Here is a 24,214-nt window from a genome sequence, read left to right on the forward strand (position 1 = left end):
GACCCGTGGGGCTTCGGCAACTCGCTGGAGTGGGCGACTACCAGTCCACCGCCACGGCACAACTTCCTGAGCCTGCCGCGGATCCGGTCCGAACGCCCCGCGTTCGAGCTGCACTACCCGCACATGGCCGAGCGAATGGCGCTGGAGGCACACGTGGGCAGGAAGCACCGCCCACAGCCAGTCGGAGCCGCAGCTGAGGCTAGCGGAGAAGTGGGCGATCGCGACCCGAAGAATCGCCCGATCTGATCGCCGTGTCGTACGGTCGGGACTAGATGTCTGATAGCCCGACCCATCTGCTCATCACGGTCACCGGGACAGACCGACCCGGTGTCATGTCGCGGCTGTTCAGCGCGCTGTCCGAACTCTCGGTCGAGGACGAGCGCCACCCCTCGTTAGATGTCATCGACATCGAGCAGGTGATCATCCGCGGCGAGCTCGTGCTCGGTCTTGAGTTGTCGACGAGGTGCGCTCCAGGCCCAATTCAGGCGGCGCTGGACACGGTTGCCGTGGACACGGACACCACGATCACGTTGAGCACCGATCCGGACCCGGACTACTGGAAGCGGCGCAGCGCGCGGCACCACGTGGTCGTACTCGGCAAGCCGTTGTTGCCGTCGGCGATGGCCGCGATTTCCAGCAGCATCGCCGATCTCGGCGCAAACATCGACTCGATCCGGCGGTTGTCGGACTACCCCGTGACCGCCGTGGAACTGGTGGTGTCTGGCGCCCGGTCGGCGACCCTCCGCCCGGCGCTGAGCGCGACCTCCGCACGGTCCGGGGTGGACATCGCCGTGGAGAAGGGCGGCCTCGACCGGCGTACAAAGCGACTCATCGTGATGGATGTCGACTCGACCCTGGTGCAGGGTGAAGTGATCGACTCACTCGCGGCCCGGGCGGGACGGATGGACCAAGTCGCGGCAATCACCCAGCGGGCGATGCGCGGTGAGCTCGACTTCACCGAGAGCCTGCACGCTCGGGTAGCGATGCTGGAAGGACTGCCCGCGAGTGTCGTGGACGACGTACGCCGTGATCTCAAGCTCACGCCAGGAGCGGCAACGTTGATTCGCACGCTCAAACGGATGGGGCTCAAGATCGGCATCGTGTCAGGCGGCTTCACGCAAATCACCGACATCCTTGTTGCGGACCTCGGACTGGACTTCGGGACGGCCAACACCCTCGAGATCGTCGATGGAAAGTTAACCGGCAAAGTGGTCGGCACGGTTGTCGATCGTGCCGGGAAGCTTGCTGCATTGCGACGCTTCGCCGACGAGTGCGGCGTTCCAATGGAGCAGACCATCGCGGTCGGCGACGGCGCCAACGACCTTGACATGCTCGCGAAGGCCGGGCTAGGGATTGCCTTCAACGCCAAGCAGGTCGTGCGGGAGAAGTCGCACACCTCGCTTAACTATCCTTATCTGGACGCGATCTTGTATTTCCTGGGCGTCACGCAGGACGAGGTCGTCGGCGCCGGTGAGGACGGACTAACCGGTCACGATGGGACTGCCGACGAGTGAGACGCCGGCATCGCGCAACTGGCGTAACGCCTTGTCGGTCGTTGTCCTAGCAACGCCAGCCGTCAGGTCGAGGAGCACGGTGGTGGTGAGCCCGGCCCGGACCGCGTCGAGAGCAGTCGCCCGCACGCAATGGTCGGTCGCGAGCCCGACGATGTCGACCTTAGTCACGCCTCGTTCGGCGAGCCAGTCCTCGAGGTTCTGCGTGTCGGCGAGTCCTTCGAAGCCGGAGTACGCCGCCTCGTAGGCGCCTTTGTCGAAGATCGCCTCGACGACGGTCGGGTCGAAGTTTGGGTGGAACTGCGCGCCTTCGGTGCCCATCACGCAATGTCGCGGCCATGAGTTGACGAAGTCCGGGGTGTCCGAGAAATGGTCACCGGGATCGATGTGATGGTCGCGGGTGGCCACGATGAAGTCGTAGTCGTCGGCGGACTCGCGCAGTAACTCGGCGATCTCGGCTACGACGTCGGCGCCGCCCTGGACCGCCAGGGAACCACCCTCGCAGAAGTCACGCTGTACGTCGACGACAATGATCGCGCTTTTATGGCCTTCTGTGTCTTCGTCCTCGTTCTCGTCCTCGTCTTCGTCGGCAAGGGCGATGTCGTCCTCGAGGTCGTCGTCAAGGTCGGGTAGTTGATCGTCACGCATGTCGGGTCCTATGCCTGGTAGACGTCTACGTCGATGGCCGGGCCGCCACGGGTGAGCTTGCGCGCCTCCCGCGGCAGCGTCGTCATCTGCTTCGCATGATATTCGCGCGCTTCGGTGAGTGTCGCAACCTCATGCGGTCGACCGGATCGGATCAGTGGGACCTGCAATTGCAGATCACCCTCGCCGACGTCTGGCCGGCCACCCACGGCGGCGACTTCTTCGACAATCCTGCCCTGAGCGTCGTGCCGGCGTACTGCGGCCTTGGCGCCGCCATCATTTCCTTTGCCGGCAGCCTTTTTCGCAACGGGCACACCGTCTCGTTCGACGAGCTTGAAGACCATTCCGCAGGTTGGCGCCCCAGACCCGGTGACGAGCGAGGTGCCGACGCCGTACCCGTCGACCGGTGCCGCCGCCAACGACGCGATCGCGTATTCGTCGAGGTCGCTGGTCACGATGATGCGGGTCTTGGTCGCGCCGAGCGAGTCGAGCAGTTCGCGTGCCTCGCGGGCCAGTACGCCGAGGTCGCCCGAATCGAGCCGGATCGCGCCGAGTCCGGGGCCGGCGACCTTGACCGCGTTGCGGATGCCTTGCATCACGTCGTACGTGTCGACCAGCAGCGTCGTACCGGCCCCCATGAGGTCAACCTGGGACCTGAAGGCGCTCAGTTCATTGTCGTGTAGCAGCGTGAACGAGTGCGCGGCCGTGCCGGCCGTCGGTACGCCGAAGGTGCGCCCGGCCTCGAGGTTGGAAGTGGAGCCGAAACCTACGAGGTACGCCGCTCGCGCGGAGGCGATGGCGGCCCACTCCGCGGTGCGCCGCGAGCCCATCTCGATGCACGGCCGCCCGCCCGCAGCGCCGATCATTCGCGCGCCGGCCGAGGCGATTGCCGAGTCGTGGTTCAGGATCGAGAGAATCAGCGTCTCCAGGATGACGCCCTCGGCGAAGGTGCCGCGCACAGTGAGGATCGGCGATTCGGGAAAGTAGATCTCGCCTTCTCGATAGCCGTCGATGTCACCGCTGAACGCAAACTCGGCTAGCCACTGCAGTGCGGCATCATCGACGACCTTGTGCTCGCGGAGAAAGTCGATCTCCTCGTCGCGGAACCGGAAGCGGGTGATCTCGTCGATCAGCCGTCCGGTGCCGGCGACCACGCCGTATCGTCGGCCCTCCGGTAACCGGCGCGCGAACGCCTCAAAGACGCAGTTACGTGCGGCGTTGCCGTCGGCCAGCGCGGCCGCAACCATCGTGAGCTCATAGTGGTCGGTCAGCAGCGCCGAGGAGGCCGGACGGGGTGATAGAGCGATGCCATCGGTCATGGACGCAATCCTAAGCGGAGCCCGGGCGGGGTGGACGGACCACACCGGCATGACCGCCGGATGCGCGCCGCCGTTGTCGGGGAACCGTGGAACAATGGCCCCATGCTTAAGGTCAGCGAGTCGGCGACGGCCGTACCCGAACAACGCGAGGAGATCGCGAGCGACGAATCGGTCGAGCACGAGGGGCAGTGGGTGACGATCGTCTGGAACGATCCGGTCAACTTAATGAGTTATGTGACATACGTATTCAAGAACCTGTTTGGCTACGACGAGCCGACCGCGACGAAGCTCATGCTCGATGTGCACGAGAAAGGCAAGGCCGTCGTCTCAACCGGCGCAAAGGAATCGATGGAACACGACACCACCCGACTGCACGCCGCCGGACTATGGGCGACCTTCCAGCCGGCATGAGCGCCCACTTGCAACTCGACCATTTCAGCATCGACGGTGAACGGATCGGCGTACACGTCGATCCGCATGAGAGTGAATTGCTCAGCGGGCTGATCGGCCAGGTGCGTGCACTGCTGATCGAGCGCGGCAGCGAGGTCGGCGACTCAAGTGCGTTTGCTGCCGACGACGGTGCGGACGAGACGGCAATGCTCAGCGCGTTGGAGCACTCTTTGACGCCGCTGCCACCACCGACCGATGAGGTCCTTGCACGGTTACTGCCCTCGGGGCGCCGCGACAACGCCGAGCGAGCGGGCGGCAGTGCTATCGAGTTTCGCCGACTTACCGAAGGCGATTTGCGCCGCTCGAAGATTGCCGATGCAGACCAAGCACTCGCCGTACTAACTGCTGGTGAGTCCGGCGCGTCGCTTAACTCCGGCGAAGCACAGTCATTGTTGCGGGCGATCAACGATGTACGGCTTAGCCTGGGCGCTCGGCTGGACGTCACCGAAGACACGCCGTACCCGCGCAGCATCCGTAACGAGCATGATCAAGCGCTGGCAATCTACTTCTGGACCGGCAGCGTGCAAGAGGAACTGGTCACCGTCCTCGGCGCGGTCGGCTAACGCGCCGCGGCAATCATCCGCCGACCAATCGGCGCGAGCGCGAGCACGACGCACAGGCCACCGACAGTCCCAAGCAGCGACGACTGCGGCAGTAACAACAGAGCACCGATCGTGAGCAGCGCGGTCTCGTGCCACCGGACGGCGTGCGTGATGGTCGCCAGGATCGCCAGCGCGAGTATCCCGACCAGCCACACCATCGCCAGCGGCCCTTGAACGAGATCGATGATGACGGGATAGCGATCGCGTAGGTCCGCGAACCCGGTGGGCATACTGCTCCGATTTTCGGCGCCGAACGAGACGGTCAGGTCCAGCAGCACCTGGCATAAGAACGCGACCAAGCTCGCCACGGTGATGCCCAGCGCGACCAATGCGAAGTTTCGGGCGAACGTTGAATGCCGCGCGACCATCCGATAGAGCTCGAGCGCGACGACGGCAAATAGCACGATCGCGCCGGCGTACAACAGATGCGATACGGTCCAGGCAGTCCAGTCCACGACCCAGGGCAGGCCAAAGTTTGGTTTCCAGATGCCCTTCTGCACGACCCACGCGAGCAGCAAACCGATCGGCGCCGCGATGAACGTCTTGCCGACCAGGCGGTGCAGGTGTGCTCCGCGAAATGGTTCGAGGGCTCGCCTCTGCAGCGGGGAAGTGCTCATGCCGACTCCAGTGTTGGTACGCCGTTTACGTGCACCACAATCGTGCCGTTCTGACGGCGAGTAATCAGTGGTGCTGAGCGCCCAATTGGCGGTGGTGCTACCTACAGGGTCGTCGGATTATGCGTCGTTCTTGCGTGGCCTCGTCTGTGGACCGAACTTCCACAGCATGCCGATTCCTACGATGAGTGCGACGACCGCGCACACGATGACGCCCAAGGGGAGCGCCGTACGGTCGCGTTGGGTCAAGATCGAGCCGACGACCGCGACGGCGCCCGTGGTCACCATGAAAAGCAACAGGCTGAACTTCAATAACGCGGTCGTTCCATGGTTGACCAGATCACGAAACGAGTCCGGGTCGCGGTATTCGGCCCAGGTGCGCGTCGCGCGACCACCGTAGTAGAGCGCGGGCAAGCACACGAGGGCAACGACGACGATGATGGTGATCGGCATGATTTGTCGATCTTAGGGCACCCAATCGCGCGTGTCGCGTGCATCATGGAGGCCATGACGACGTTTAACCCGGGCCCACCGTCCAGTTTGTCGGGCCTTTCGCCGACCGGCGCGAAGCCTGAGAAGAAGCGGCCGGCGATCGAACGGCCCGTCGGCGCGGCGATCTTCATGCTCGCGATCCTCGCGTTGATGTACATCGTGGAGGTCGTGGACCAGTCCAGCAACCTGCAGCTCGATCACTACGGCATCGAAGCGCACCGGCTAGACGGGTTGCCGGGCATTTTCGCGGCGCCGTTCCTGCATAACGGCTATGCGCACCTGTCGGCCAATGCGCTGCCGTTTCTGCTGCTGGGCTGGCTGACGCTGATCGGTGGCCTCAAGCGGTTTGTCGTCGTGTCGATCTCCGTCATCATTACCTCGGGGCTGTTCGCCTGGGCATTAACCTTCCCCAAGGCCAATACGGTCGTGTACGTCGTCGGCGCGAGCGGACTGATCACCGGCTGGCTCGCCTACCTTTTGTTCCGAGGCATCTTCACCCGAAACGTCGGCCAGATCGCGGTCAGCGTCATCGTGCTGCTGCTCTATGGCGGCGTGCTGTGGGGCATCTTCCCGCGCGCGGAGGGCGTGTCCTGGCAGGCGCACCTCGGTGGCGCAGTCGGCGGCATCCTGCTCGCGTGGCTGTTGCGTCGTAGTGGGCCTACGGCGCTGAAACCGAAGGCTAAGCGCCCGAAGCCCGCGAAAGGCTCGGCGCGGCGTGAGGGAAGTGACAGCGCGCAGCTGCCCTCTTTCTGATCCGAGGTCTTACCCTGTAATCCGTGACCCTGCAGCCCGACTCAGACGTAGCTAGCAGCCTGCCCATCGGCGTCTTCGACTCCGGGGTCGGCGGACTGACCGTGGCCCGCGCCATCATCGACCAGCTGCCGGCCGAAGAGATCCTCTATCTTGGCGACACGGCACACGTCCCCTACGGACCGCGCCCGATCGCCGAAGTACGCCGATTTGCGCTGGAATGCCTCGACCAGCTCGTTGACCAGGGCGTCAAAGCGCTCGTCGTCGCCTGCAATACCGCCAGCGCGGCCTGTCTACGCGACGCGCGGGAACGGTACGACGTCCCGGTGATCGAAGTGATCCAGCCCGCCGTACGTCGAGCGGTGGCCGCGACCCGCAACCACAAGATCGGCGTCATCGGGACCGCCGCCACCGTTTCCAGCGGCGCGTACGCCGACGCCTTCGCGGCCGCGCCGCATGTCGAGCTGTCGTCCGTGGCGTGCCCGCGGTTCGTTGACTTCGTGGAGCGCGGGGTGACCAGCGGCCGTCAGATCCTCGGGCTCGCGGAAGGCTATCTGCGTCCGATGTTGGATGTCGGTGTCGACACGCTTGTCTTGGGCTGCACCCATTATCCGATGCTCGTTGGTGCCCTCGGCATCGTCATGGGTGACGACGTCACGCTGGTCAACAGCGCCGAGGAGACGGCCAAGGACGTCTACCGGATGCTGACCCAGCGCGACCTGCTGCGCACGGATGGCGTGTCGCCGCGGCACCAGTTCATGGCGACCGGCGACCCCGAACCATTTACCGACCTCGGCCGACGGTTCCTCGGCCCGCTGATCGACCAGGTCGCTGTACCGGTGGCGCCGTACTCGCCTCGGTGAGCGCGCTCGCCAAGCCGGTCAACGACAGGGTTCCACGGGCGGCCTGGGTCTGCTTCGCCGTCGGAATCTTCGCCTACATCGTGGCGGTGTTCAATCGAAGTTCCTTCGGAGTCGCCGCGCTGCCTGCGGTGGAACGGTTCCACGCCTCTGCTAGCGATATCGCTAGCTTTACCGTCGTACAGCTGATTGTCTACGCCGCGTTGCAGGTGCCGGTCGGAATCCTGATCGACCGGATCGGCCCGCGCCGGTTAATCATCTTCGGTGCCGTCATGATGACGCTCGGCCAGGCACTCCTGGCGATCGTGACCTCTGTGACGCCGGCGCTACTTGCCAGAGTGCTCATCGGGGCCGGTGATGCGTTCACATTTACCTGCGTACTACGGCTGGTCGCGGACTGGTTCCCGGCGCGGCGGGTGCCGTTGATGACACAGTTCACCGGTCTCCTCGGGCAGGTCGGGCAGGTTATGAGCGCGATCCCGTTCGCCGCGCTGGTAGCGGTGCAACCGTGGACAGTGAGCTTCTTAAGCGCGGCGGCGCTCGGCGTAATCGTCGTGGTGGTGACGATCGCGGCGCTGCGTGAGCCCCCGAAATCACCCGACCATCCGGCCGCAATGAGCATCGCCGATACGCGAAAACACTTGGTGATCGCGTGGCGGCATCCGGGAACCCGCCTCGGGATGTGGGTCCACTTCACCTCTCAGTTCACGAACACGGTCTTTGCGCTGCTGTGGGGTTTCCCATTCCTCACCGCCGGGATGGGTCTGAGCATCGGCGTCGCCGGGTCGTTGATGACGCTCACTTCGATCATCGGTGTGTTTGTCTCGCCGGTTCTTGGGCATCTGGTCGGTCGGCATCCATTGCGACGATCGACGCTCGTGTTTGGGATCATCACAACCGGGATAGTCGCGTGGTCCTTGGTGATCTTTTGGCCGGGGCGTGCGCCGATCTGGGTCCTGATCGTGTTGATGTTCGGGGTGTCAATCGGTGGACCGGGCTCGATGATCGGGTTTGACTTCGCGCGTACCTTCAACCCGCCGATTAGGTTGGGTACGGCGACGGGGATCGTCAATGTCGGTGGATTTGTCGCTTCGTTGGTCACGATGGCGTTGATGGGCGTCGTACTCGACGTCGCCACGACCGATACCGGCGGCGGATACACTCTGAGTGCGTTCAAGTACGCGTTCTCGGTGCAGTATGTGATGTGGGCCTTCGGGATCACCGCCATGCTGCGAGCGCGACACCTCACCCGTCGCCGGCTGGCCGACGACGACGGGGTCGTCGTACCACCGTTGCGATATGCAATCCGGCGCGACTGGGAGCGGTACCGGGGACGTCGCGTCGAGCAAACAGGCGCGAAAAAGTCAGACAGGGCAGTAGAAGCACCGACACGTCCTGACAAAACCGATACGACCGACGATACCGACACCGACGACGATTGGCAGATATGAGCGACGCACCCACCACAGGACGACCGGGCGGACGCAGCAACGACGAACTGCGCAAGGTGACCATCACCCGTGGCTGGCTCGACCACGCCGAGGGATCGGTCTTGGTCGAGTTCGGAAAGACCCGAGTCCTCGTCGCCGCGAGCGTGACCGAGGGCGTCCCGGGCTGGCGTCGGGGATCGGGCCTAGGTTGGGTCACGGCCGAGTACGCGATGCTGCCCCGCGCAACCCACACCCGTAGCGCACGCGAGTCCGTGAAGGGCAAGATCGGTGGCCGGACGCACGAGATCTCGCGGCTGATCGGGCGCAGCCTGCGCGCCTGTATCGACCTGAAGGCGCTCGGTGAAAACACGATCGCGCTTGACTGCGATGTACTCCAGGCGGACGGGGGCACCCGCACCGCCGCGATCACCGGGGCCTACGTCGCGCTCGCTGACGCCGTCGCGTGGCTGAAGGATCGCAACGCGCTCGCGTCCGACAACCCGCTGCCGCGATCTGTCGCTGCAATCTCGGTCGGGATCATCGACGGTGAACCGCGGCTGGACCTCTGCTACGAGGAGGACTCGCGCGCCGAGACCGACATGAACGTCGTCGTCACCGGCGAAGGCGACTTCATCGAGGTGCAGGGGACCGCCGAAGGCGCGCCGTACAGTCGTTCCGAGCTCGATGCCCTGCTCGACGTCGCGGTGAAGGGATGCGCCGACCTCACCGTCATCCAGCGGGCAGCACTCGAGGGCAACTAGCCGATTATGTCTACAATCCTGCTCGCCACGCGCAATAAGAAAAAGCTCGTCGAGATGCGCCGGATCATGGCCCAGGCCACCGGCGTCGAGATCATCGGGCTCGATGACGTGCCAACGTACGACGAGGCACCCGAAGACGGGGCGACGTTCGAAGACAACGCACTGCTGAAGGCGCGCGAGGCGGTGGCGCACACTGGCTTCCCGGCAATCGCGGACGACTCGGGTCTGTGCGTCGACGCGATGAGCGGGATGCCGGGAATCTTCTCGGCGCGATGGTCAGGTCGGCACGGCGACGACGAGGGAAACCTCCGACTGCTGCTCGCACAGCTGCACGACGTACCTGACGAGCGTCGCACGGGTGCTTTCGTATGCGCGGCGGCGTATGTCGGCGCGGATGGACGCGAGGTCGTCATCCGCGACCAGATGCCGGGCAGGATAATCCGTGAACCGCGCGGCGCCGGTGGTTTTGGATACGACCCGATCTTCGTACCCGATCAGGATGGCGCCGAAGTCCTTACCGCAGCGGAACTCTCGCCGGACGCGAAAGACCGCCTGAGCCACCGAGGCAAGGCGATGCGCCGACTGGCCGAGACGCTGCAGGAGTACCTTTAGTCGAGATCTTTCGCGCGGCTAATTAAATGCAGAACTGGTGCGCGACCCCATTTCTGAGAGGCCGTTTCTGAGTACCGACGTGACTAGGCGAAGACGCAGCCTGGCGGATCCTGGCTTCGGTTGGCGATTCTTGCTGCCGCTGTGCATCGGCGTATCGCTCAATCCGATCAACTCGACCATGATCGCGACCGCGCTGGCCACGATCGGCCGCGACCTCAAGGTCGGCGCGAACGACACCATCTGGTTGGTGTCGGTGATGTATGTGTTCAGCTCGATAGGGCAGCCGATCGCGGGACGTCTGGCTGATCGTTACGGTCCGCGGCGAGTGTTGCTGGCCGGATCGGTGATGGTGCTATTGACCGGCGCCGGAGGAATCTTCGCCGCCAACATGGGTCAGCTCATCGTGCTGCGAGCGCTAGTGGGCATTGGGACGGGTGCCATTTATCCCGCGGCAATGGCGATAGTGCGCGAACGCGCCAGACGCCTCGACTTGCCGACCCCCACTCGAGTCCTTGCCTTGATGGGCACGGCATCGTTGACGACCCTCACCATTGGGCCGCCGCTCGCCGGCGCGCTCGTCGAGTACGTCAGCTGGCGGGCGATCTTTGTGGTCAACCTGCCGTTGGCGTTGATCGCGCTCACGATGATCGTGATCTGGGTTGACAAGGACGCGCCGCGTGAGCCTGGCGGCGGCGTGCGCGGCCTCGATCTGCCGGGCATGTCACTCTTCGCCGGTGCGCTCGGGAGCCTGCTGATCTTCCTGATGACCATGTCCACCCCGAAATGGTGGGTTTTGGGTCTGTCGTTGGCGTTTTTCGTCGCGATGGTGCTGCTGGAGCGGCGTACGTCGCTGCCGTTCATCGACGTCCGAGGCATTGGAGGCAACATTCCGCTGATGCTCACCCTGCTGCGGTTCGTGCTGGTGTTCACGGTCGTCTACGGCGTGATGTTCGGGCTGTCGCAATGGCTGGAGGACGCTCGCGGCCTATCGCCCTCGGGGGTCGGCGTCGTACTGCTCATCCAGTCCGGGATCGGCGCTCTGCTGGCGCTGTACGCCGGACGCATTACGTCGATCGGTGGCCCGGTCCTCATCGGAGTGAGCGCCATGCTGGTCGGATCTGTGATGATCTTCCTGGCCACATCGCAATCGCCGTTGTGGTATTTCGGTGCGATTGCCGTCGTCTTCGCGATTCCGAGCGGCCCGACGTTCGTGGCAAATCAGATGGCCGTCTACGAGCAAACCCCCGCCGAGCACATCGGGTCGGTGTCGGGACTGTCGCGCACCTGCCAGTTTCTCGGCGCACTGATCTCCGCCGGTCTCATCGCGTTATTTTTCGGTACCCATCCCACTGACGATGGGCTGCACGACTTGGCCATCGTGATGTTTGGCTGCGCCGTTGCGCTCATTGTCATAACGGTCGCGGACAGGTCCGTCTGGCGTGGGGCCACCCGCACTCGCTGAACGACGAAATGCCCCGTCACCGCTCACGGTGACGGGGCATCGACGTTTGGTGAGGCCCCCGGGCAATTCGGGGGGATTGGGGGCCTCTGCGACTCGCTCTCGGGAGAGTCGGTCGCACGGCCTCGGAAGCGACCCCGAGGCCTAGTGCCCCGGGAGCGACCCGGGACGAGTAAAGACTACGCGTTGTGACGCCTGGGGCGAAAGGTGCCGGACCGAACGTTCAGTCGGTCATCGATTTAAAGAAAGTTTCGCGTTCTGCCTCCGGCGCCCAAGAAGTTGATATTAGATGAGCGAGCACACACCGATTCGGACTCCGGGGGGAGCCGCATTGACACCGTGTGAGGCTCGGCCAAAGGGTAGATGGGGATCTAGTCTTCGAGCGTCCGGTAGAGATGCCGCGGGCCCTCGCAACCTCACATGGTTGCGGGGGCCCAGTGCATTTACGCAGCGCATTTGACGGCGTCATATTGTAGGGCCGGTGGGATTTGAACCCACACTGGCACGGACCTAAACCGTGTGCCTCTGCCGTTGGGCTACGGCCCCTTCGCGACTCGCGCCGCAGGTGTGCGGCGCTCGAAGCCTGACTATCGTACGTCGACCCGATTCGTCAGATGCTGCTAGGCGAGCTCGAGTTGTTTTAGTAGGCGCCCTACGTGGCCGGTGGCCTTGACGTTGTACTGCGCCTGCTCGATCTTGCCGTCTGCGTCGATCACGAACGTCGAACGAATGACGCCCATCACGGTCCGCCCGTAGTTCTGCTTCTCGCCGAATGCGCCGTACGACGTCATCACGGCCTTGTCGGAGTCCGACAGCAGCGTGATCGTAAGGTCTTCTGTGCTCCGGAATTTCGCGAGCTTCTCGGGCGTGTCGGGTGAGATACCGATGACGTCGTACCCCGCGCCACGCAGTTCGGCGAACGATGAGGTGAAGTCGCAGGCCTGCTTGGTGCAGCCGGGAGTCATAGCGCGCGGATAGAAATAGACGATGACTTTGCGCCCCTTGAAGTCGGCAAGAGATACGTTCTTGCCGGTGTCGTCGGGCAACGTGAACGGTGGGGCGTCGTTGCCAGCTTCGAGTCGTTTTGCATCAGCCATGTCACAACCCTACCGAGCCGATCCAAACGTACCGTGGGCAACGTCAACTGCCGCCCAGCACGGGACGGGTACAATTCGACGAATCGTAGAATAAATCTAGGGGAGTGAGTTCCGGAGTGACCGCGCTGATTGGCCGGCGACGATTCCTTGCGGGCGCTGCCGCCGTTGCAGGTACGTCGGTGTTCGCCGGTTGCACGGCCGATGGAGGGCAGAAGCAGCCCGCCGCGGAAGGTACGTCGAGCAAAACGAACGGGCTCTCGCAGGGAAAGAACGGCGCGCGCGAGGAGTTCTTCGGCACCCATCAAATGGGCATTCTGCCCGGACCGGCGTCGTACGGCGTGGCGGTGGCATTTGACTGCCTCGCTCCCGACCGGGCAGCGCTTGGCGAGTGTCTCAAGACGATCTCAGACCTCATTCACGAGCTGACACTGTCTAGGCCAGCCGTGCCTGACACGGCTGACGAGGACAACGGCATGTTGCTTGGGCTCAAAGACAAGTTGCTCAGCGGGACGGTGTCGGTCGGGGCGAGCTTGTTCGACGGTCGTTATGGACTGGCGGCACTCAAGCCGACCGAGTTGGTGCCAATGCCGGACGGTCTCGCGCGCGACGAGCTGCGCCCGGAGCAGTTGCACGGCGATATCCTGGTCCTTCTGCAAGGCGACCAGATCGACATACCTGTCCACGCGTTGCGCGTGCTGCGGCGGGCTACCGCTAAGTGGCTCAAGTTGCGTTGGGCGCAGGACGTGTTCATTCGGCCGGACACGGACCCGAAGCCCAACGCGGTGACGTCGCGCAATCTGATGGGTTTCAAAGACGGTACGGCTAATCCGGATGTCACCGTCAATGACCTCATGGCGGAAATCGTGTGGAGCGGATCGAGCGAGCCGGTCTGGGCTAGCGGCGGCAGTTATCAGGTCGTCCGGAAATTCCGGATGCTCATCGAGGACTGGGACGGTTCGTCCCTTGGCAAGCAGCAGCACGTTTTTGGTCGGCAGAAGGTGACGGGGGCACCACTCGACGGCAAGGTTGAAGAAGATGTGCCGATCTACGCCAAGGACCCCGAAGGGGCGGTGACCCCGCTCAACGCCCATATCCGGTTAGCAAACCCGCGGGATGGCGCGGCGAAACTGATGCTGCGCCGCGGGATGAACTACAGCGGCGGTGTCGACGCCGACGGCAATCTGGACCAGGGGCTGCTGTTCATCAGCTACCAGGCCACTCTCGCGGCGTTTATCGAGACGCAGGCCCGGCTCAAGGGGGAGGCGCTCGAAGAGTTCGTGATCACCACTGGCGGTGGCTTCTTCTTCGCCCTGCCGGGCCCCGAGAAGGGCGGGTACGTCGGTAAGCAGCTCATCGAGGCGGCCTAGGCATCCCTCGGCCTAACGTCGGATTCGCGACATTGGTGCCCTATGAGATGACGCCAGCACGCTGACCCGATACGGTTACCTTCGGGTTATTTCGACCGAACGACCGAGGAGCACCCAGGTGGCACGCAGTCCTGAAGAGATCCAGCGCGAGATCAACACCGCGCGCGAGGCCTTGGCAGGCACGCTCGACCAACTGGTGGAGCGTGCGAACCCCAAGCGCATCGTCGACAGCGGTAAGAAGTCTATGCAGGACTTTTTGAAGTCACCCAAGGGCAAGGCTGTCGTCGCTGCGGTGGGCGGAGTCGTCGTACTGCTGGTGGCGCGCCGGATCAACCTGGCGGTCAAGAATCATCGCGACGACTGACCTCTCTCGCGACTAATTGCGGCAAGGCTCACCGGCCCCGTTGACGCCGACGTACCCCCTAGGGGTATATTGGCGACATGACCGAACACGCCCACCCGCCCGGCTACTCATCTGACAAATCGGCAATTCTCTCGCGGCTACGTCGTGTCGAGGGCCAAATCCGCGGGATCGAAAAGATGGTCGACGGCGATACCTATTGCATCGACGTACTTACTCAGGTCTCGGCGGCCACGAAGGCGCTGCAGTCCGTGGCGCTCAGCCTGGTCAACGACCATCTCGGGCACTGTGTGCGTGACGCGATCTCCAATGGCGACAACGCCGACGAGAAGATCGCGGAAGCAAGCGCCGCGATCGCGCGCCTGGTCAAGTCCTAACCCGCTTTCACCACATCTCTTAAAGGAGTACCCATAGATGAGCACCCTTAGTTTCACCGTGTCCGGAATGACTTGCGATCACTGCGTTTCCTCGGTCCGAGAGGAAGTCAGCGAAATCTCTGGTGTCACCGCCGTCGACGTCGTACTCGAGTCCGGCGCGCTCACTGTCAGTGGCGACAACGTCGACCCGGCCGCCGTGCTAGATGCGGTAGACGAGGCTGGGTACCAAGCGGTCGTGTCATGACCTCCACGGCTACCCAGCCGCAACAAAGCCACGACAACATCACGCTTTCGCTGGGCGGCATGACGTGCGCGTCCTGCGCCAACCGCATCGAACGCAAGCTCAACAAGCTCGACGGGGTCGAGGCGACCGTCAACTACGCTCTCGAACAAGCCACCGTGTCGTATGACGGGGAGGCGACCGCGGTCGATGACCTCATCGCGACCGTCGAGAAGGCCGGCTACACGGCCAGCGCGCCACGCGGTCCGCGGCAGTCAATCGACGATGGACTCGACGTCACCGGTGAGCGTGGAGTCACGCTCAAGACCCGGCTCGTCGGCAGCGCCGTACTCACCATCCCGATCGTTGCGCTCTCGATGGTGATGCCGCTGCAGTTCGCTGGCTGGGAGTGGTGGGCGCTCGCGTTGGCAACCCCCGTCGTGTTCTGGGGCGCGTTTCCCTTCCACCGCGCGGCTCTGGTCAACCTGCGCCACGGCGCGGCCACGATGGATACGCTCGTGTCCCTGGGAGTCACCGCGGCGTACCTATGGTCGGTCGCGGCGCTCATTGGGATCGCCGGCGAAGGGGCGCACGTCTACTTCGAGGCTGCCGCAGGCGTGACCACGCTGGTGTTGCTCGGTCGGTACGCCGAGGCGCGGGCAAAGAAGCGCGCGGGCGCTGCGTTGCGTGCGCTGCTCGACCTTGGCGCTCGCGATGTCGCCGTCATCCGATCGGGAGTCGAACTTCGTATACCCATAGGCGAACTGCAAGTCGGCGATACGTTTCTCGCCCGGCCAGGTGAGAAGATCGCGACCGATGGCGAGATAGTCGACGGGTCATCCAGCGTCGACTCGTCGCTGCTGACCGGGGAGTCGATGCCGGCTCCGGTCACCGCCGGTGACGACGTCGTCGGGTCGACCATCAACCTCAGCGGCCAGTTGACGGTGCGGGCCACCAGGGTCGGAGCCGACACGCAGTTGGCTCACATCGCCAAGCTGGTCTCCGACGCGCAGGCCGGAAAAGCGGCCATCGCCGGACTAGCTGACCGCGTGTCCGGGATATTCGTCCCGATCGTCGTACTGATCAGTTTGCTCACGCTCGCCGGCTGGCTCGTATTTGGGGGCACGCCGTCCGCTGCGGTGAGCGCGGCGGTCTCGGTGCTCGTCATCGCGTGCCCCTGTGCTCTCGGCCTTGCGACACCCACCGCGCTCCTCGTCGGCACCGGCCGCGGCGCACAGTTGGGCATCGTGGTCGGCGGGCCGCAGGCGTTGGAGTCGGCGGGCAACATCGACACCGTGGTCCTCGACAAGACAGGCACCGTGACTACCGGAGCGATGGCTGTCGTGGACGTCGTAGCGACTAATGCGTCAACCGCTAGTGACGAGGTTTTGCGCTACGCGGCCGCCGTCGAGTCCGGCAGCGACCATCCGATCGCGCGCTCTATTATCGCCGCCGCACACGGTCTCGTCGTACCGGTCGCTACCGCTTTTACGACGTACGACGGGCTCGGCGTGACGGCCGTCGTCGACGGTCAGCTAGTGGCGGCCGGACGTCCGGCCTTTCTTATGCAGCAGGGTTTCACAGCCGGCGCGGATGCAAACGAGACGCGCACCACCATTGCCGTCGGGTGGGACGGTGAAGTGCGCGGATTTGTTGCGCTGGCGGACCCGATCAAACCGTCTAGCGCGCCGGCGATCGCGCAACTGATCAGCCAGGGTATGCGTCCGGTGTTGCTGAGCGGGGACAGCGCGGCGGCGGTCGACTCGATCGCCGCAGAGGTCGGGATCGCGGCGCGCGACGTCTATTCCGAGGTCATGCCTGCAGACAAGGTCGACAAAGTCCGAGAACTGCAGAACGCCGGGCATCGGGTCGCGATGGTGGGCGACGGCCTCAACGATGCGGCGGCGCTCGCCACGGCCGATCTCGGTATCGCCATGGGTAGCGGAGCGGACGCGGCGATCAAGGCAAGCGACATCACGCTGGTTCGCGCGGACCTCACGCAGGTCGGCGACGCCATCGCGCTGTCACGACGTACGCTCGCGACGATTAAGGGCAACCTGTTTTGGGCGTTCGCCTACAACGTGGCGGCTATCCCGCTGGCGGCCAGTGGTCTACTCAATCCGATGTACGCCGGCGCCGCGATGGCATTCTCGTCACTGTTCGTCGTCGGCAACTCACTGCGGCTGCGGCGATACACGCCGCCATCGTTCAGGCCCAGGGAACGCCGCGGGCGGTCAGTAGCGACTGCATCGGGATCCGTTCGAGGCGAGTGAGTTCGAACTGAAGCGTCTGGCTCAGCCGCTGGCAGAACTCCACTGGCTCGTCCGCCGCATCGGGGCTTTCCAGTACGACGGTGTGCACGATGCCTGCCTCGACCATGTCGCGGCAGGAGGTCTTCTGCTCACGTGCCATTTGCGGCGCGTGCTCGACATCACGATGGATGATCGCGCTCGCGCCCTCCGGCGGGAGCGGGGAAAGCCAGGAATGTTGCGCGGCGATGACGCGGTCGGCCGGCAGCAGCGCCAGCGCGGCGCCTCCGTTGCCCTGGCCGAGCATCAACGTGACGGTCGGCGTACGCACGGTGGATAACTCGGCGAGACAGCGCGCGATCTCTCCGGCGAGGCCGCCTTCTTCTGCCTCCGGGGACAGCGCGGCACCAGGGGTGTCGATCACGGTCACGAGCGGCAGCATCAGCTCGGTCGCCAGCCGCATGCCCCGCCGTGCCACCCGCAGCGCCTCCGGGCCGAGCTGGTGTGACGCGGTCTGCCGGCGGCGGTCCTGGCCAAGTACGACGCAGGCATGCGAACCGAAGGACGCGAGCGTGAGTAACAGACCCGGGTCGCGTTCGCCCTGGCTGGTGCCGTTAAGCGGGATTACATCGCCAGCCGCGATCCGCAGTAGGTCGCGCACGCCAGGTCGATCGGGACGGCGAGACGCGATCACGCTGTCCCAGACGTCGCTGTCAGGGAGGTCCTTGATGTCATGTGTGGTGAGTTCGGGCAACTCGACCCGCTGCGGTTGCTCACTTGCGGTCGTCACCCGTAGCACCTTGTCCAGTAGCCTGCCGATCTGCTGCGGAGGTACGACGGCGTCGATGATGCCGTGGGCGTAAAGGTTCTCGGCGGTCTGGATGCCGGGCGGGAACGGTTTTTCAAATAACGCCTCGTAGACCCGCGGGCCGAGGAACCCCAGCATTGCCTCGGGCTCAGCGGCCGTGACCTGCCCGAGCGAGCCCCACGAAGCCATGACCCCGCCGGTCGTCGGGTCGCGCAGGTAGACCAGATACGGCAGACCGGCCGCCTTGTGTGCGGTGACGGCCTTGCTGATGTTGATCATCCGGACAAACGCCGGCGTACCTTCTTGCATGCGGGTGCCGCCGGAGCTGGGCGCCGCAACGAGCGGGATGCCTTCTGCGGTCGCCCGCTCGACGGTGGCGACGATCCGGTCAGCGGCGTTCTTGCCGATCGACCCGGCTAGGAAGCGAAACTCGCTCGCCAGGATGGCGATACGCCGCCCTGACAGTCGGCCCTCGCCGGATATCACCGACTCGTCGGTGCCCGCTTTATCGGCCGCCTTGACCAGCTGCGCGCGGTATTCGTCACTTGCGCCGGGTGCCGCGTCCATCGGATAGCGCAGTGGAGAATCCCAGCTCTTGAAAGACCCCGGGTCAAGCGCGAGCTCAATAAGCTCACGCGCGCTGAGCCGGATCTTCTTGGGTGTCGTCACGGGGGCCTCCAGTGTCAGTCGCGCACACCCAGAACGGGTGCCATAGTCCGAACCCTAGCGAATTGAAAAATCCCCGCCCGATCACCCGGGCGGGGATTATGACGGTCACGATCACCGTCGGTGGTGCGCCGCCAGGGACTCGAACCCCGAACCCAGTGATTAAGAGTCACTTGCTCTGCCAGTTGAGCTAGCGGCGCGTCGTGCTGCGCGGATTAAAATCTGCAAAGCAGCAACGGCTGGAAAGAATATCAGGCTGCGCCGTGCCTTCGAAACGGGGGACCGGTAGTTCCCAAATCGAGACGTAGATGAGACGCGAATGACGCCGTGCCTGATCCAATTTGCGTTGAAGTCCGGCGAAAATGGAACGGCCACGACAATTGCAGCGCCGTACAGTGGGCCTACTCCGGCCGGGACGAAGCGCACATGGCGTAGTTCACCGACGGTGATAGGCAATGATGACGAATTGGATGCGGGAATGACCGAAGCGAGCCGCCGACCTACCTGGGACCAGTTGATGAACCGCCGGCAGATGCTCGGCGGGATTGGGGTTGCCGGGTTGGTAGTGCTGAGCGCATGCACGGGCGCACCCAAGAGTTCAGGTGCGAAGCCCTCAGCCGGTGCGAGTGGCAGCGCGAGCAAGCCGAAGGCGCCGACCGCGCAACTCGCGATCGCCGTACCGGATGGCTCGGCCGGTCTGTCCCCGGCGACCCCGATCGCGGTGAGCGTCACCGCGGGGAAGATCACCGACGTCACGGTCACCGACCAGACCGGTGCGGTCATCAAGGGCGCGGCAGATGCGACCGGGGCGGCGTGGGCCAACACCGACCCGCTTACGTATGGCGCGACGTACACCGTCGACGCGGCCGCGAAGGGCGAGGACGGCAAGACAGTTACGGCCAGCTCGACTTTCACGACGGTCGCCCCAACTGCGCAGGTGTTCCCGTCGATTGGGCCGCTGGACGGTACGACGGTAGGGGTCGGGATGCCGATCCGCGTCTATTTCGACAAGCCGGCGGCCAACCGCAAAGCAGTCGAACTCGCGATGGCAGTGACCGCGGCCCCGGCGCAGACCGGCTCGTGGAACTGGATCACTGACAGTGAGGTGCACTGGCGGCCGCAGGTCTACTGGCAGGCAGGCAGCACGGTCAAGGTGGACGTCAACCTGCTCGGCGTCGATTTCGGCAACGGCAATTGGGGCAAGGTCAACCGCTCGATCGGCTTCACCGTGGGGGATGCGGTCATCAGCAAGGCCGACACCGGCACGCATCAGATGGTCGTGACCAAGAACGGCGCCGTGTTGCGCACCATCCCTATCGCCGCAGGCAAGGAAGTCGAAGGTCGCTATACCCACAACGGCGTACATGTCGTCTCGGACAAGAAGGCGAAGATGACGATGGATTCGACCACCTTTGGCTTAGCGCTCGATGCCGGCGGTTACCAAAGCGAGGTCGAGTGGGCGACGCGGATCTCCAACAACGGTGAGTTTGTGCACTCCGCTCCGTGGTCGATCGGGGACCAAGGGGTCCGTAACGTTTCGCACGGTTGCCTCAACGCGAGCCCAGCAAACGCGAAATGGTTCTTCGACCTGAGTACCGCAGGCGACATCGTCGAGGTGAGTGGCTCTCCGGTGCCGCTCACGCAGGCAGATGGCGACATCTTCGACTGGACGATCCCGTGGGAGACCTGGGCGCAGGGCACCGCCAATAAGTAACGCAAGTCGAATAACGTCATACGCCCCGGCCGCAACTGGTAGCGACCGGGGCGTATGACGTTGCGAAGGGTTTTACTTGTTGCTGTGCTCGTGCGTGAGCGCGTGCAGTACGTCGCTGTTGAGCCGCGAAATCATGTCCAGCGGAATCCCCTTCGGGCAGGCTGCGGTGCATTCGCCGATCTGCGTGCAGCCACCGAATCCTTCCGCGTCGTGCTGGTTGATCATGTTGATCGCGCGCTCGTCACGCTCCGGCTGGCCCTGCGGCAGCAACCCGAGGTGGGTCACCTTGGCCGCCGTGAACAGCATGGCCGAGCCGTTGGGGCACGCCGCTACGCACGCGCCGCAGCCGATGCAGGTCGCCGCGTCGAACGCCTTGTCCGCATCGACCTTCGGCACCGGGGTGGCATGCGCGTCAGGCGCCGAGCCGGTCGGCGCCGAGATGTAGCCGCCGGCCTGGATGATCCGGTCGAACGCGCTGCGGTCAACGACGAGGTCCTTGACAATGGGGAAGGCGCCCGAGCGCCAGGGCTCGATATCGATCACGTCACCGTCGTTGAAGCTGCGCATGTGCAGTTGGCACGTAGTGACGAGTCTTTTCGGACCGTGAGCGATCCCGTTGACGACAACGCCGCACATGCCGCAAATGCCCTCACGGCAGTCGCTGTCGAACGCAACGGGGTCATGCCCCTCGACGGTCAGCTGCTCGTTGAGAACGTCGAGCATCTCGAGGAACGACATGTCAGGTGATACGTCGTTAACAGGGTAGGAGACCATCTTGCCTTTAGCGTCGTGGTTTTCCTGGCGCCAGACGCGCACGGTGATGTTCACTTGTAGCTCCGCTGCTTCATCTCGATGTTCTCGAACTTCAAAAGTTCCTTGTGCAGTACCGGTCCCGAGCCGTCGGCGCCGTACTCCCAGGCAGCGACGTACGAGAAGTCATCGTCCTTGCGCAGGGCCTCGCCATCCTCGGTCTTGCTCTCTGAGCGGAAGTGGCAGCCGCATGACTCGGTGCGGTGGAGCGCATCGATGCACATGAGTTCGCCAAGCTCGAAGAAGTCCGCGACGCGTCCGGCGCGTTCGAGGGTCTGGTTGAGCTCCTCGTTTTCACCGGTGACTTTGACGTCGGTCCAGAACTCGGCCTTGAGCTTGCGAATCTTCTCGATCGCTTCGGTCAGGCCCTCCTGGTTGCGTTCCATCCCGCAGTATTCCCAGATGATGTGTCCGAGTTCTTTATGGAAGGAGTCGACCGTGCGCGTGCCATTGATGGACAAGAGCTTGTCGATCCGCTCGCGCACGCCGTCCGCGGCAGCCTTCGCCGCTGGATGGTTTTCGTCGATCTTGTCGAACGGGCCTTGGGCAAGGTAGTCACTGATTGTGTTGGGCAGCACGAAGTAACCGTCGGCCAGTCCCTGCATCAGTGCGCTCGCGCCGAGCCGGTTCGCACCGTGGTCGGAGAAGTTGGCCTCGCCGATCACATACATGCCCTGGATCGTGCTCTGCAGGTCGTAGTCGACCCACAGCCCGCCCATCGTGTAATGGGTGGCCGGGTAGATCCGCATCGGTACTTCGTACGGGTCCTCGTCGGTGATCTGCTTGTACATGTCGAAGAGGTTGCCGTATTTCGCTTCGACGGCCGGTCGCCCGAGCCGCTCCATCGCCTCAGTGAAGTCGAGGAAGACACCGCGACCGCCTGGTCCGACGCCGAAGCCGTCGTCGCAGACCTTCTTAGCCGCACGTGATGCGACGTCGCGAGGAACGAGGTTGCCGAACGCCGGATAGATCCGCTCGAGGTAGTAGTCGCGCTCTGCTTCGGGGATATCGCGAGGATTGCGCTCGTCACCGGCCTTCTTCGGCACCCAGATGCGACCGTCGTTACGCAGCGACTCGCTCATCAGGGTCAGTTTTGACTGGTAGTCGCCGCTGACGGGAATGCAGGTCGGGTGGATCTGCGTGTAGCAGGGGTTGGCAAACAGCGCGCCCTTGCGGTGCGCGCGCCAGCTCGCGGTGACGTTGCAGCCCATCGCGTTGGTCGAGAGGAAGAAGACGTTGCCGTAGCCGCCGGAGGCGAGTACGACGGCGTCCGCGAAGTGGGTCTCGATCTCGCCGGTCACCATGTCGCGTACGACGATTCCGCGGGCTCGGCCGTCGATGACGATCAGGTCGAGCATCTCGTGGCGAGTGTGCATTTCCACGGTGCCGGCCGCGACCTGGCGCTCCAGGGCCTGGTAGGCGCCGATCAGGAGCTGCTGTCCGGTCTGGCCACGCGCGTAGAACGTGCGGGAGACCTGCACTCCGCCGAAGGAGCGGTTGTCCAGTAGGCCGCCGTACTCGCGGGCGAACGGCACGCCTTGGGCGACGCACTGGTCGATGATCTCGACGCTGATCTGGGCGAGGCGGTAGGTGTTGGACTCGCGCGAGCGGTAGTCTCCGCCCTTGACCGTGTCGTAGAAGAGCCGCTCGACGCTATCGCCGTCGTTGCGGTAGTTCTTCGCCGCGTTGATGCCGCCCTGGGCCGCGATGCTGTGCGCGCGGCGGGGGCTGTCCTGGTAGCAGAAGCTCTTGACGTGATAGCCCGCCTCGCCGAGGGTCGCGGCGGCCGAGCCGCCGGCCAGACCCGTTCCGACGATGATGACCGACAGCTTGCGGCGGTTCGACGGGTTGATCAGGTTGGTGTGGAAACGTCGTTCGTCCCACTGTTTTTCGATTGTCGTGGCGGGCGCCTTCTCATCTTGGATAGGCGTGCCCTCGGTGTAGTACTCAGTCATCAGCTAATCCATCCAAAGAATATCGAGAGCGGCGGCAGCAAGAACCCGATCGTAATCACTAGCGAGACCACGATCGCCGCCTGGTTGAGTCGACGGCGACGCTTGACGCTGTTATTGATCCCGAGGGTGGCGAACGCGCTCCAGAGTCCGTGCCGCAGATGGAAGCCAATGGCGATCATCGCGATCAGGTAGCTAAGCATGACCCACCAGATCTGGAACCCGTTGACCAGACGTACGTATGGGCTGTCCGAAGCGCCACCAGGATGGATGACGTTGTCGGCACTCAGGTGCAGCAGGTGGTAAATGACGAACAGCACGATGACGACGCCGCCCCAGCGCAGCGTGAACGACGCATAGCTGCGCTGCACTCCACGCTTGTTCTGGGTGGTCTGGTAGCGCTTGCCGTCGACCTTGCCGAGGGCGGCGTGATCACGCCTCGTCAGCACGATTGCACTGTAAATGTGCACCAGCACGGCCACGGCCAGCACGACTTCGACTATGTAGAGGAGTCCGCGGTACGGGAGAGTCGGCTCCCCGAACGTCCGCAAGTGGCTCGCGTAGTCGTCGAAGGCAGACTTGCCCCAGAACGCTCGGAGGTTGCCATACATGTGCAGTATCAAGTACAGCACCATGATGAGGCCGGATATGGCCATCGCCGCTTTGAGCGCAACGGTGGAGCGCATCGCCCTCGCCCGTGGCTTCTTTGTTAATTGATCGGTCACGATAGTCACCGTAGGACGTCACGCCTATTTTCGGCTAGTCCAAAATGCCGTGGTTTGGTGACTTGTTCGTCATACGGTCACGGCTCGATAACGACCGGCGTTGCGCGCACCTTTATCTCCGCGAACGATTCTTTCGGCACGGCGCCGGCGACCTTGTCACGGACCTGTGACCTAGCCGACTTACGCCAAGGCATATGGTCACGCGGGCAGCGGTGGGAACGCGTCGTCACTGCCGCACAATATGCATAGAAGACCAGAGAGGCCGGAGTGTCCAGTCTCGGTTGATGTGAGACACGATAAGTCCACCCAGATATGAGACACGAGCTAGCAGTGCATGTGGGGCACCCGATCACAGGTATGGAC

24 protein-coding genes, 2 tRNA genes and 1 pseudogene are annotated in these 24,214 nt (G+C 64.0%); 16 read left to right on the top strand and 11 right to left on the bottom strand.

Translation table 11 applies throughout. The features are described 5' to 3' along the window. Positions 1-246: pseudogene (locus CLV47_RS20950) on the top strand (cytochrome ubiquinol oxidase subunit I); the annotation flags it as partial. Between the two features lie 26 nt (positions 247-272). Continuing rightward, positions 273-1,514 carry a phosphoserine phosphatase SerB gene (serB, locus tag CLV47_RS20955; RefSeq protein WP_106351082.1) on the top strand — a complete coding sequence of 414 codons (1,242 nt, stop codon included), beginning with the start codon at positions 273-275 and terminating at the stop codon, positions 1,512-1,514. Here the strand turns inward: serB and CLV47_RS20960 are convergent. Together CLV47_RS20960 and CLV47_RS20965 are read right to left on the bottom strand one after the other, a co-directional pair. Further along, positions 1,482-2,159 carry an isochorismatase family protein gene (locus CLV47_RS20960; RefSeq protein WP_106351083.1) on the bottom strand — a complete coding sequence of 226 codons (678 nt, stop codon included), beginning with the start codon at positions 2,157-2,159 and terminating at the stop codon, positions 1,482-1,484. The two genes, serB and CLV47_RS20960, sit on opposite strands and share 33 nt — an antisense overlap. Before the next feature lie 8 nt (positions 2,160-2,167). Then, positions 2,168-3,475: a nicotinate phosphoribosyltransferase gene (locus CLV47_RS20965; protein WP_106351084.1), complete on the bottom strand. Its 1,308-nt coding sequence runs from the start codon at positions 3,473-3,475 to the stop codon at positions 2,168-2,170. A 102-nt stretch (positions 3,476-3,577) separates the two neighbouring features. Between CLV47_RS20965 and clpS the strand changes: the two genes are divergently transcribed. Next, complete coding sequence (clpS, locus tag CLV47_RS20970) at positions 3,578-3,886, top strand: ATP-dependent Clp protease adapter ClpS (protein ID WP_106351100.1); 309 nt, start codon at positions 3,578-3,580, stop codon at positions 3,884-3,886. Next, positions 3,883-4,488: a DUF2017 family protein gene (locus CLV47_RS20975; RefSeq protein ID WP_170111193.1), complete on the top strand. Its 606-nt coding sequence runs from the start codon at positions 3,883-3,885 to the stop codon at positions 4,486-4,488. The genes clpS and CLV47_RS20975 overlap by 4 nt, the downstream gene beginning before the upstream one ends. Here the strand turns inward: CLV47_RS20975 and CLV47_RS20980 are convergent. Then, positions 4,485-5,144: a hypothetical protein gene (locus tag CLV47_RS20980; RefSeq protein WP_106351086.1), complete on the bottom strand. Its 660-nt coding sequence runs from the start codon at positions 5,142-5,144 to the stop codon at positions 4,485-4,487. The two genes, CLV47_RS20975 and CLV47_RS20980, sit on opposite strands and share 4 nt — an antisense overlap. Before the next feature lie 117 nt (positions 5,145-5,261). Then, positions 5,262-5,594 carry a hypothetical protein gene (locus CLV47_RS20985; protein WP_106351087.1) on the bottom strand — a complete coding sequence of 111 codons (333 nt, stop codon included), beginning with the start codon at positions 5,592-5,594 and terminating at the stop codon, positions 5,262-5,264. Positions 5,595-5,648: 54 nt separating this feature from the next. On the opposite strand from CLV47_RS20985, the gene CLV47_RS20990 reads away from it, so the two are divergent. The 6 genes from CLV47_RS20990 (at position 5,649) to CLV47_RS21015 (ending at position 11,508) form a co-directional block, all read left to right on the top strand. Then, on the top strand, positions 5,649-6,386 hold the full coding sequence (locus CLV47_RS20990; RefSeq protein WP_106351101.1) for a rhomboid family intramembrane serine protease: 738 nt from the start codon (positions 5,649-5,651) through the stop codon (positions 6,384-6,386). Between the two features lie 23 nt (positions 6,387-6,409). Further along, positions 6,410-7,246, top strand: a complete 837-nt coding sequence (gene murI, locus CLV47_RS20995) for a glutamate racemase (protein ID WP_238145545.1) — start codon at positions 6,410-6,412, stop codon at positions 7,244-7,246. Further along, positions 7,243-8,694, top strand: coding sequence for an MFS transporter (locus tag CLV47_RS21000; RefSeq protein ID WP_202862728.1), 1,452 nt, complete (start codon positions 7,243-7,245; stop codon positions 8,692-8,694). The genes murI and CLV47_RS21000 overlap by 4 nt, the downstream gene beginning before the upstream one ends. Then, on the top strand, positions 8,691-9,434 hold the full coding sequence (gene rph / locus CLV47_RS21005) for a ribonuclease PH (protein ID WP_106351088.1): 744 nt from the start codon (positions 8,691-8,693) through the stop codon (positions 9,432-9,434). The genes CLV47_RS21000 and rph overlap by 4 nt, the downstream gene beginning before the upstream one ends. Before the next feature lie 6 nt (positions 9,435-9,440). After that, a complete protein-coding gene (gene rdgB, locus CLV47_RS21010) occupies positions 9,441-10,046 on the top strand; it encodes an RdgB/HAM1 family non-canonical purine NTP pyrophosphatase (protein WP_106351089.1) in 606 nt (201 codons plus the stop codon). A 79-nt stretch (positions 10,047-10,125) separates the two neighbouring features. After that, a complete protein-coding gene (locus CLV47_RS21015; protein ID WP_146135480.1) occupies positions 10,126-11,508 on the top strand; it encodes an MFS transporter in 1,383 nt (460 codons plus the stop codon). Positions 11,509-11,978: 470 nt separating this feature from the next. Here the strand turns inward: CLV47_RS21015 and CLV47_RS21020 are convergent. Together CLV47_RS21020 and bcp are read right to left on the bottom strand one after the other, a co-directional pair. Next, positions 11,979-12,051: transfer RNA gene (locus CLV47_RS21020), tRNA-Leu, on the bottom strand. Positions 12,052-12,125: 74 nt separating this feature from the next. Next, the gene (bcp, locus tag CLV47_RS21025; RefSeq protein WP_106351091.1) at positions 12,126-12,602 is read right to left on the bottom strand and encodes a thioredoxin-dependent thiol peroxidase; all 477 of its coding nucleotides are present in this window, start codon (positions 12,600-12,602) and stop codon (positions 12,126-12,128) included. 104 nt (positions 12,603-12,706) lie between these two features. Between bcp and CLV47_RS21030 the strand changes: the two genes are divergently transcribed. The 5 genes from CLV47_RS21030 to CLV47_RS21050 all read left to right on the top strand — a co-directional run bounded on the left by CLV47_RS21030 (position 12,707) and on the right by CLV47_RS21050 (position 17,200). Next, positions 12,707-13,969: a Dyp-type peroxidase gene (locus tag CLV47_RS21030; protein ID WP_146135481.1), complete on the top strand. Its 1,263-nt coding sequence runs from the start codon at positions 12,707-12,709 to the stop codon at positions 13,967-13,969. A 118-nt stretch (positions 13,970-14,087) separates the two neighbouring features. Continuing rightward, a complete protein-coding gene (locus CLV47_RS21035) occupies positions 14,088-14,333 on the top strand; it encodes a DUF3618 domain-containing protein (RefSeq protein ID WP_106351093.1) in 246 nt (81 codons plus the stop codon). Positions 14,334-14,410: 77 nt separating this feature from the next. Beyond that, positions 14,411-14,707, top strand: a complete 297-nt coding sequence (locus tag CLV47_RS21040) for a metal-sensitive transcriptional regulator (RefSeq protein WP_106351094.1) — start codon at positions 14,411-14,413, stop codon at positions 14,705-14,707. A gap of 37 nt (positions 14,708-14,744) precedes the next feature. Beyond that, positions 14,745-14,951, top strand: coding sequence for a heavy-metal-associated domain-containing protein (locus CLV47_RS21045; protein ID WP_106351095.1), 207 nt, complete (start codon positions 14,745-14,747; stop codon positions 14,949-14,951). Continuing rightward, on the top strand, positions 14,948-17,200 hold the full coding sequence (locus tag CLV47_RS21050) for a heavy metal translocating P-type ATPase (RefSeq protein ID WP_106351096.1): 2,253 nt from the start codon (positions 14,948-14,950) through the stop codon (positions 17,198-17,200). Before CLV47_RS21045 ends, CLV47_RS21050 begins: the two co-directional genes overlap by 4 nt. On the opposite strand, the gene CLV47_RS21055 is transcribed toward CLV47_RS21050, so the two are convergent. Both CLV47_RS21055 and CLV47_RS21060 read right to left on the bottom strand, forming a co-directional pair. After that, entirely contained in the window at positions 17,136-18,653 is a 1,518-nt protein-coding gene (locus CLV47_RS21055; RefSeq protein WP_238145546.1) for a carboxyl transferase domain-containing protein, read from the bottom strand. The genes CLV47_RS21050 and CLV47_RS21055 overlap by 65 nt on opposite strands. A 121-nt stretch (positions 18,654-18,774) precedes the next feature. Then, positions 18,775-18,850: transfer RNA gene (locus tag CLV47_RS21060), tRNA-Lys, on the bottom strand. A 278-nt stretch (positions 18,851-19,128) separates the two neighbouring features. On the opposite strand from CLV47_RS21060, the gene CLV47_RS21065 reads away from it, so the two are divergent. After that, positions 19,129-20,364, top strand: a complete 1,236-nt coding sequence (locus tag CLV47_RS21065; protein ID WP_238145547.1) for a L,D-transpeptidase — start codon at positions 19,129-19,131, stop codon at positions 20,362-20,364. A 72-nt stretch (positions 20,365-20,436) separates the two neighbouring features. Here the strand turns inward: CLV47_RS21065 and CLV47_RS21070 are convergent, their stop codons facing one another. The 3 genes from CLV47_RS21070 to CLV47_RS21080 are packed head-to-tail and all read right to left on the bottom strand — an operon-like array spanning position 20,437 to position 23,851. Further along, complete coding sequence (locus tag CLV47_RS21070) at positions 20,437-21,192, bottom strand: succinate dehydrogenase/fumarate reductase iron-sulfur subunit (RefSeq protein ID WP_106351097.1); 756 nt, start codon at positions 21,190-21,192, stop codon at positions 20,437-20,439. Further along, positions 21,189-23,129, bottom strand: coding sequence for a fumarate reductase/succinate dehydrogenase flavoprotein subunit (locus tag CLV47_RS21075; RefSeq protein WP_106351098.1), 1,941 nt, complete (start codon positions 23,127-23,129; stop codon positions 21,189-21,191). The genes CLV47_RS21070 and CLV47_RS21075 overlap by 4 nt, the downstream gene beginning before the upstream one ends. Then, the gene (locus CLV47_RS21080) at positions 23,129-23,851 is read right to left on the bottom strand and encodes a succinate dehydrogenase cytochrome b subunit (protein ID WP_202862729.1); all 723 of its coding nucleotides are present in this window, start codon (positions 23,849-23,851) and stop codon (positions 23,129-23,131) included. The genes CLV47_RS21075 and CLV47_RS21080 overlap by 1 nt, the downstream gene beginning before the upstream one ends. Positions 23,852-24,214 lie beyond the last annotated feature (363 nt).

Source organism: Antricoccus suffuscus (assembly GCF_003003235.1).
GTDB lineage: Bacteria > Actinomycetota > Actinomycetes > Mycobacteriales > Antricoccaceae > Antricoccus > Antricoccus suffuscus.

Bases quoted from the DNA above. Each gene is read 5' to 3' on its own strand.
- serB (WP_106351082.1), top strand. From the start codon at position 273: ATGTCTGATAGCCCGACCCATCTGCTCATCACGGTCACCGGGACAGAC.
- CLV47_RS20960 (WP_106351083.1), bottom strand. From the start codon at position 2,159: ATGCGTGACGATCAACTACCCGACCTTGACGACGACCTCGAGGACGAC.
- CLV47_RS20965 (WP_106351084.1), bottom strand. From the start codon at position 3,475: ATGACCGATGGCATCGCTCTATCACCCCGTCCGGCCTCCTCGGCGCTG.
- clpS (WP_106351100.1), top strand. From the start codon at position 3,578: ATGCTTAAGGTCAGCGAGTCGGCGACGGCCGTACCCGAACAACGCGAG.
- CLV47_RS20975 (WP_170111193.1), top strand. From the start codon at position 3,883: ATGAGCGCCCACTTGCAACTCGACCATTTCAGCATCGACGGTGAACGG.
- CLV47_RS20980 (WP_106351086.1), bottom strand. From the start codon at position 5,144: ATGAGCACTTCCCCGCTGCAGAGGCGAGCCCTCGAACCATTTCGCGGA.
- CLV47_RS20985 (WP_106351087.1), bottom strand. From the start codon at position 5,594: ATGCCGATCACCATCATCGTCGTCGTTGCCCTCGTGTGCTTGCCCGCG.
- CLV47_RS20990 (WP_106351101.1), top strand. From the start codon at position 5,649: ATGACGACGTTTAACCCGGGCCCACCGTCCAGTTTGTCGGGCCTTTCG.
- rph (WP_106351088.1), top strand. From the start codon at position 8,691: ATGAGCGACGCACCCACCACAGGACGACCGGGCGGACGCAGCAACGAC.
- rdgB (WP_106351089.1), top strand. From the start codon at position 9,441: ATGTCTACAATCCTGCTCGCCACGCGCAATAAGAAAAAGCTCGTCGAG.
- bcp (WP_106351091.1), bottom strand. From the start codon at position 12,602: ATGGCTGATGCAAAACGACTCGAAGCTGGCAACGACGCCCCACCGTTC.
- CLV47_RS21040 (WP_106351094.1), top strand. From the start codon at position 14,411: ATGACCGAACACGCCCACCCGCCCGGCTACTCATCTGACAAATCGGCA.
- CLV47_RS21045 (WP_106351095.1), top strand. From the start codon at position 14,745: ATGAGCACCCTTAGTTTCACCGTGTCCGGAATGACTTGCGATCACTGC.
- CLV47_RS21050 (WP_106351096.1), top strand. From the start codon at position 14,948: ATGACCTCCACGGCTACCCAGCCGCAACAAAGCCACGACAACATCACG.
- CLV47_RS21065 (WP_238145547.1), top strand. From the start codon at position 19,129: ATGACCGAAGCGAGCCGCCGACCTACCTGGGACCAGTTGATGAACCGC.
- CLV47_RS21075 (WP_106351098.1), bottom strand. From the start codon at position 23,129: ATGACTGAGTACTACACCGAGGGCACGCCTATCCAAGATGAGAAGGCG.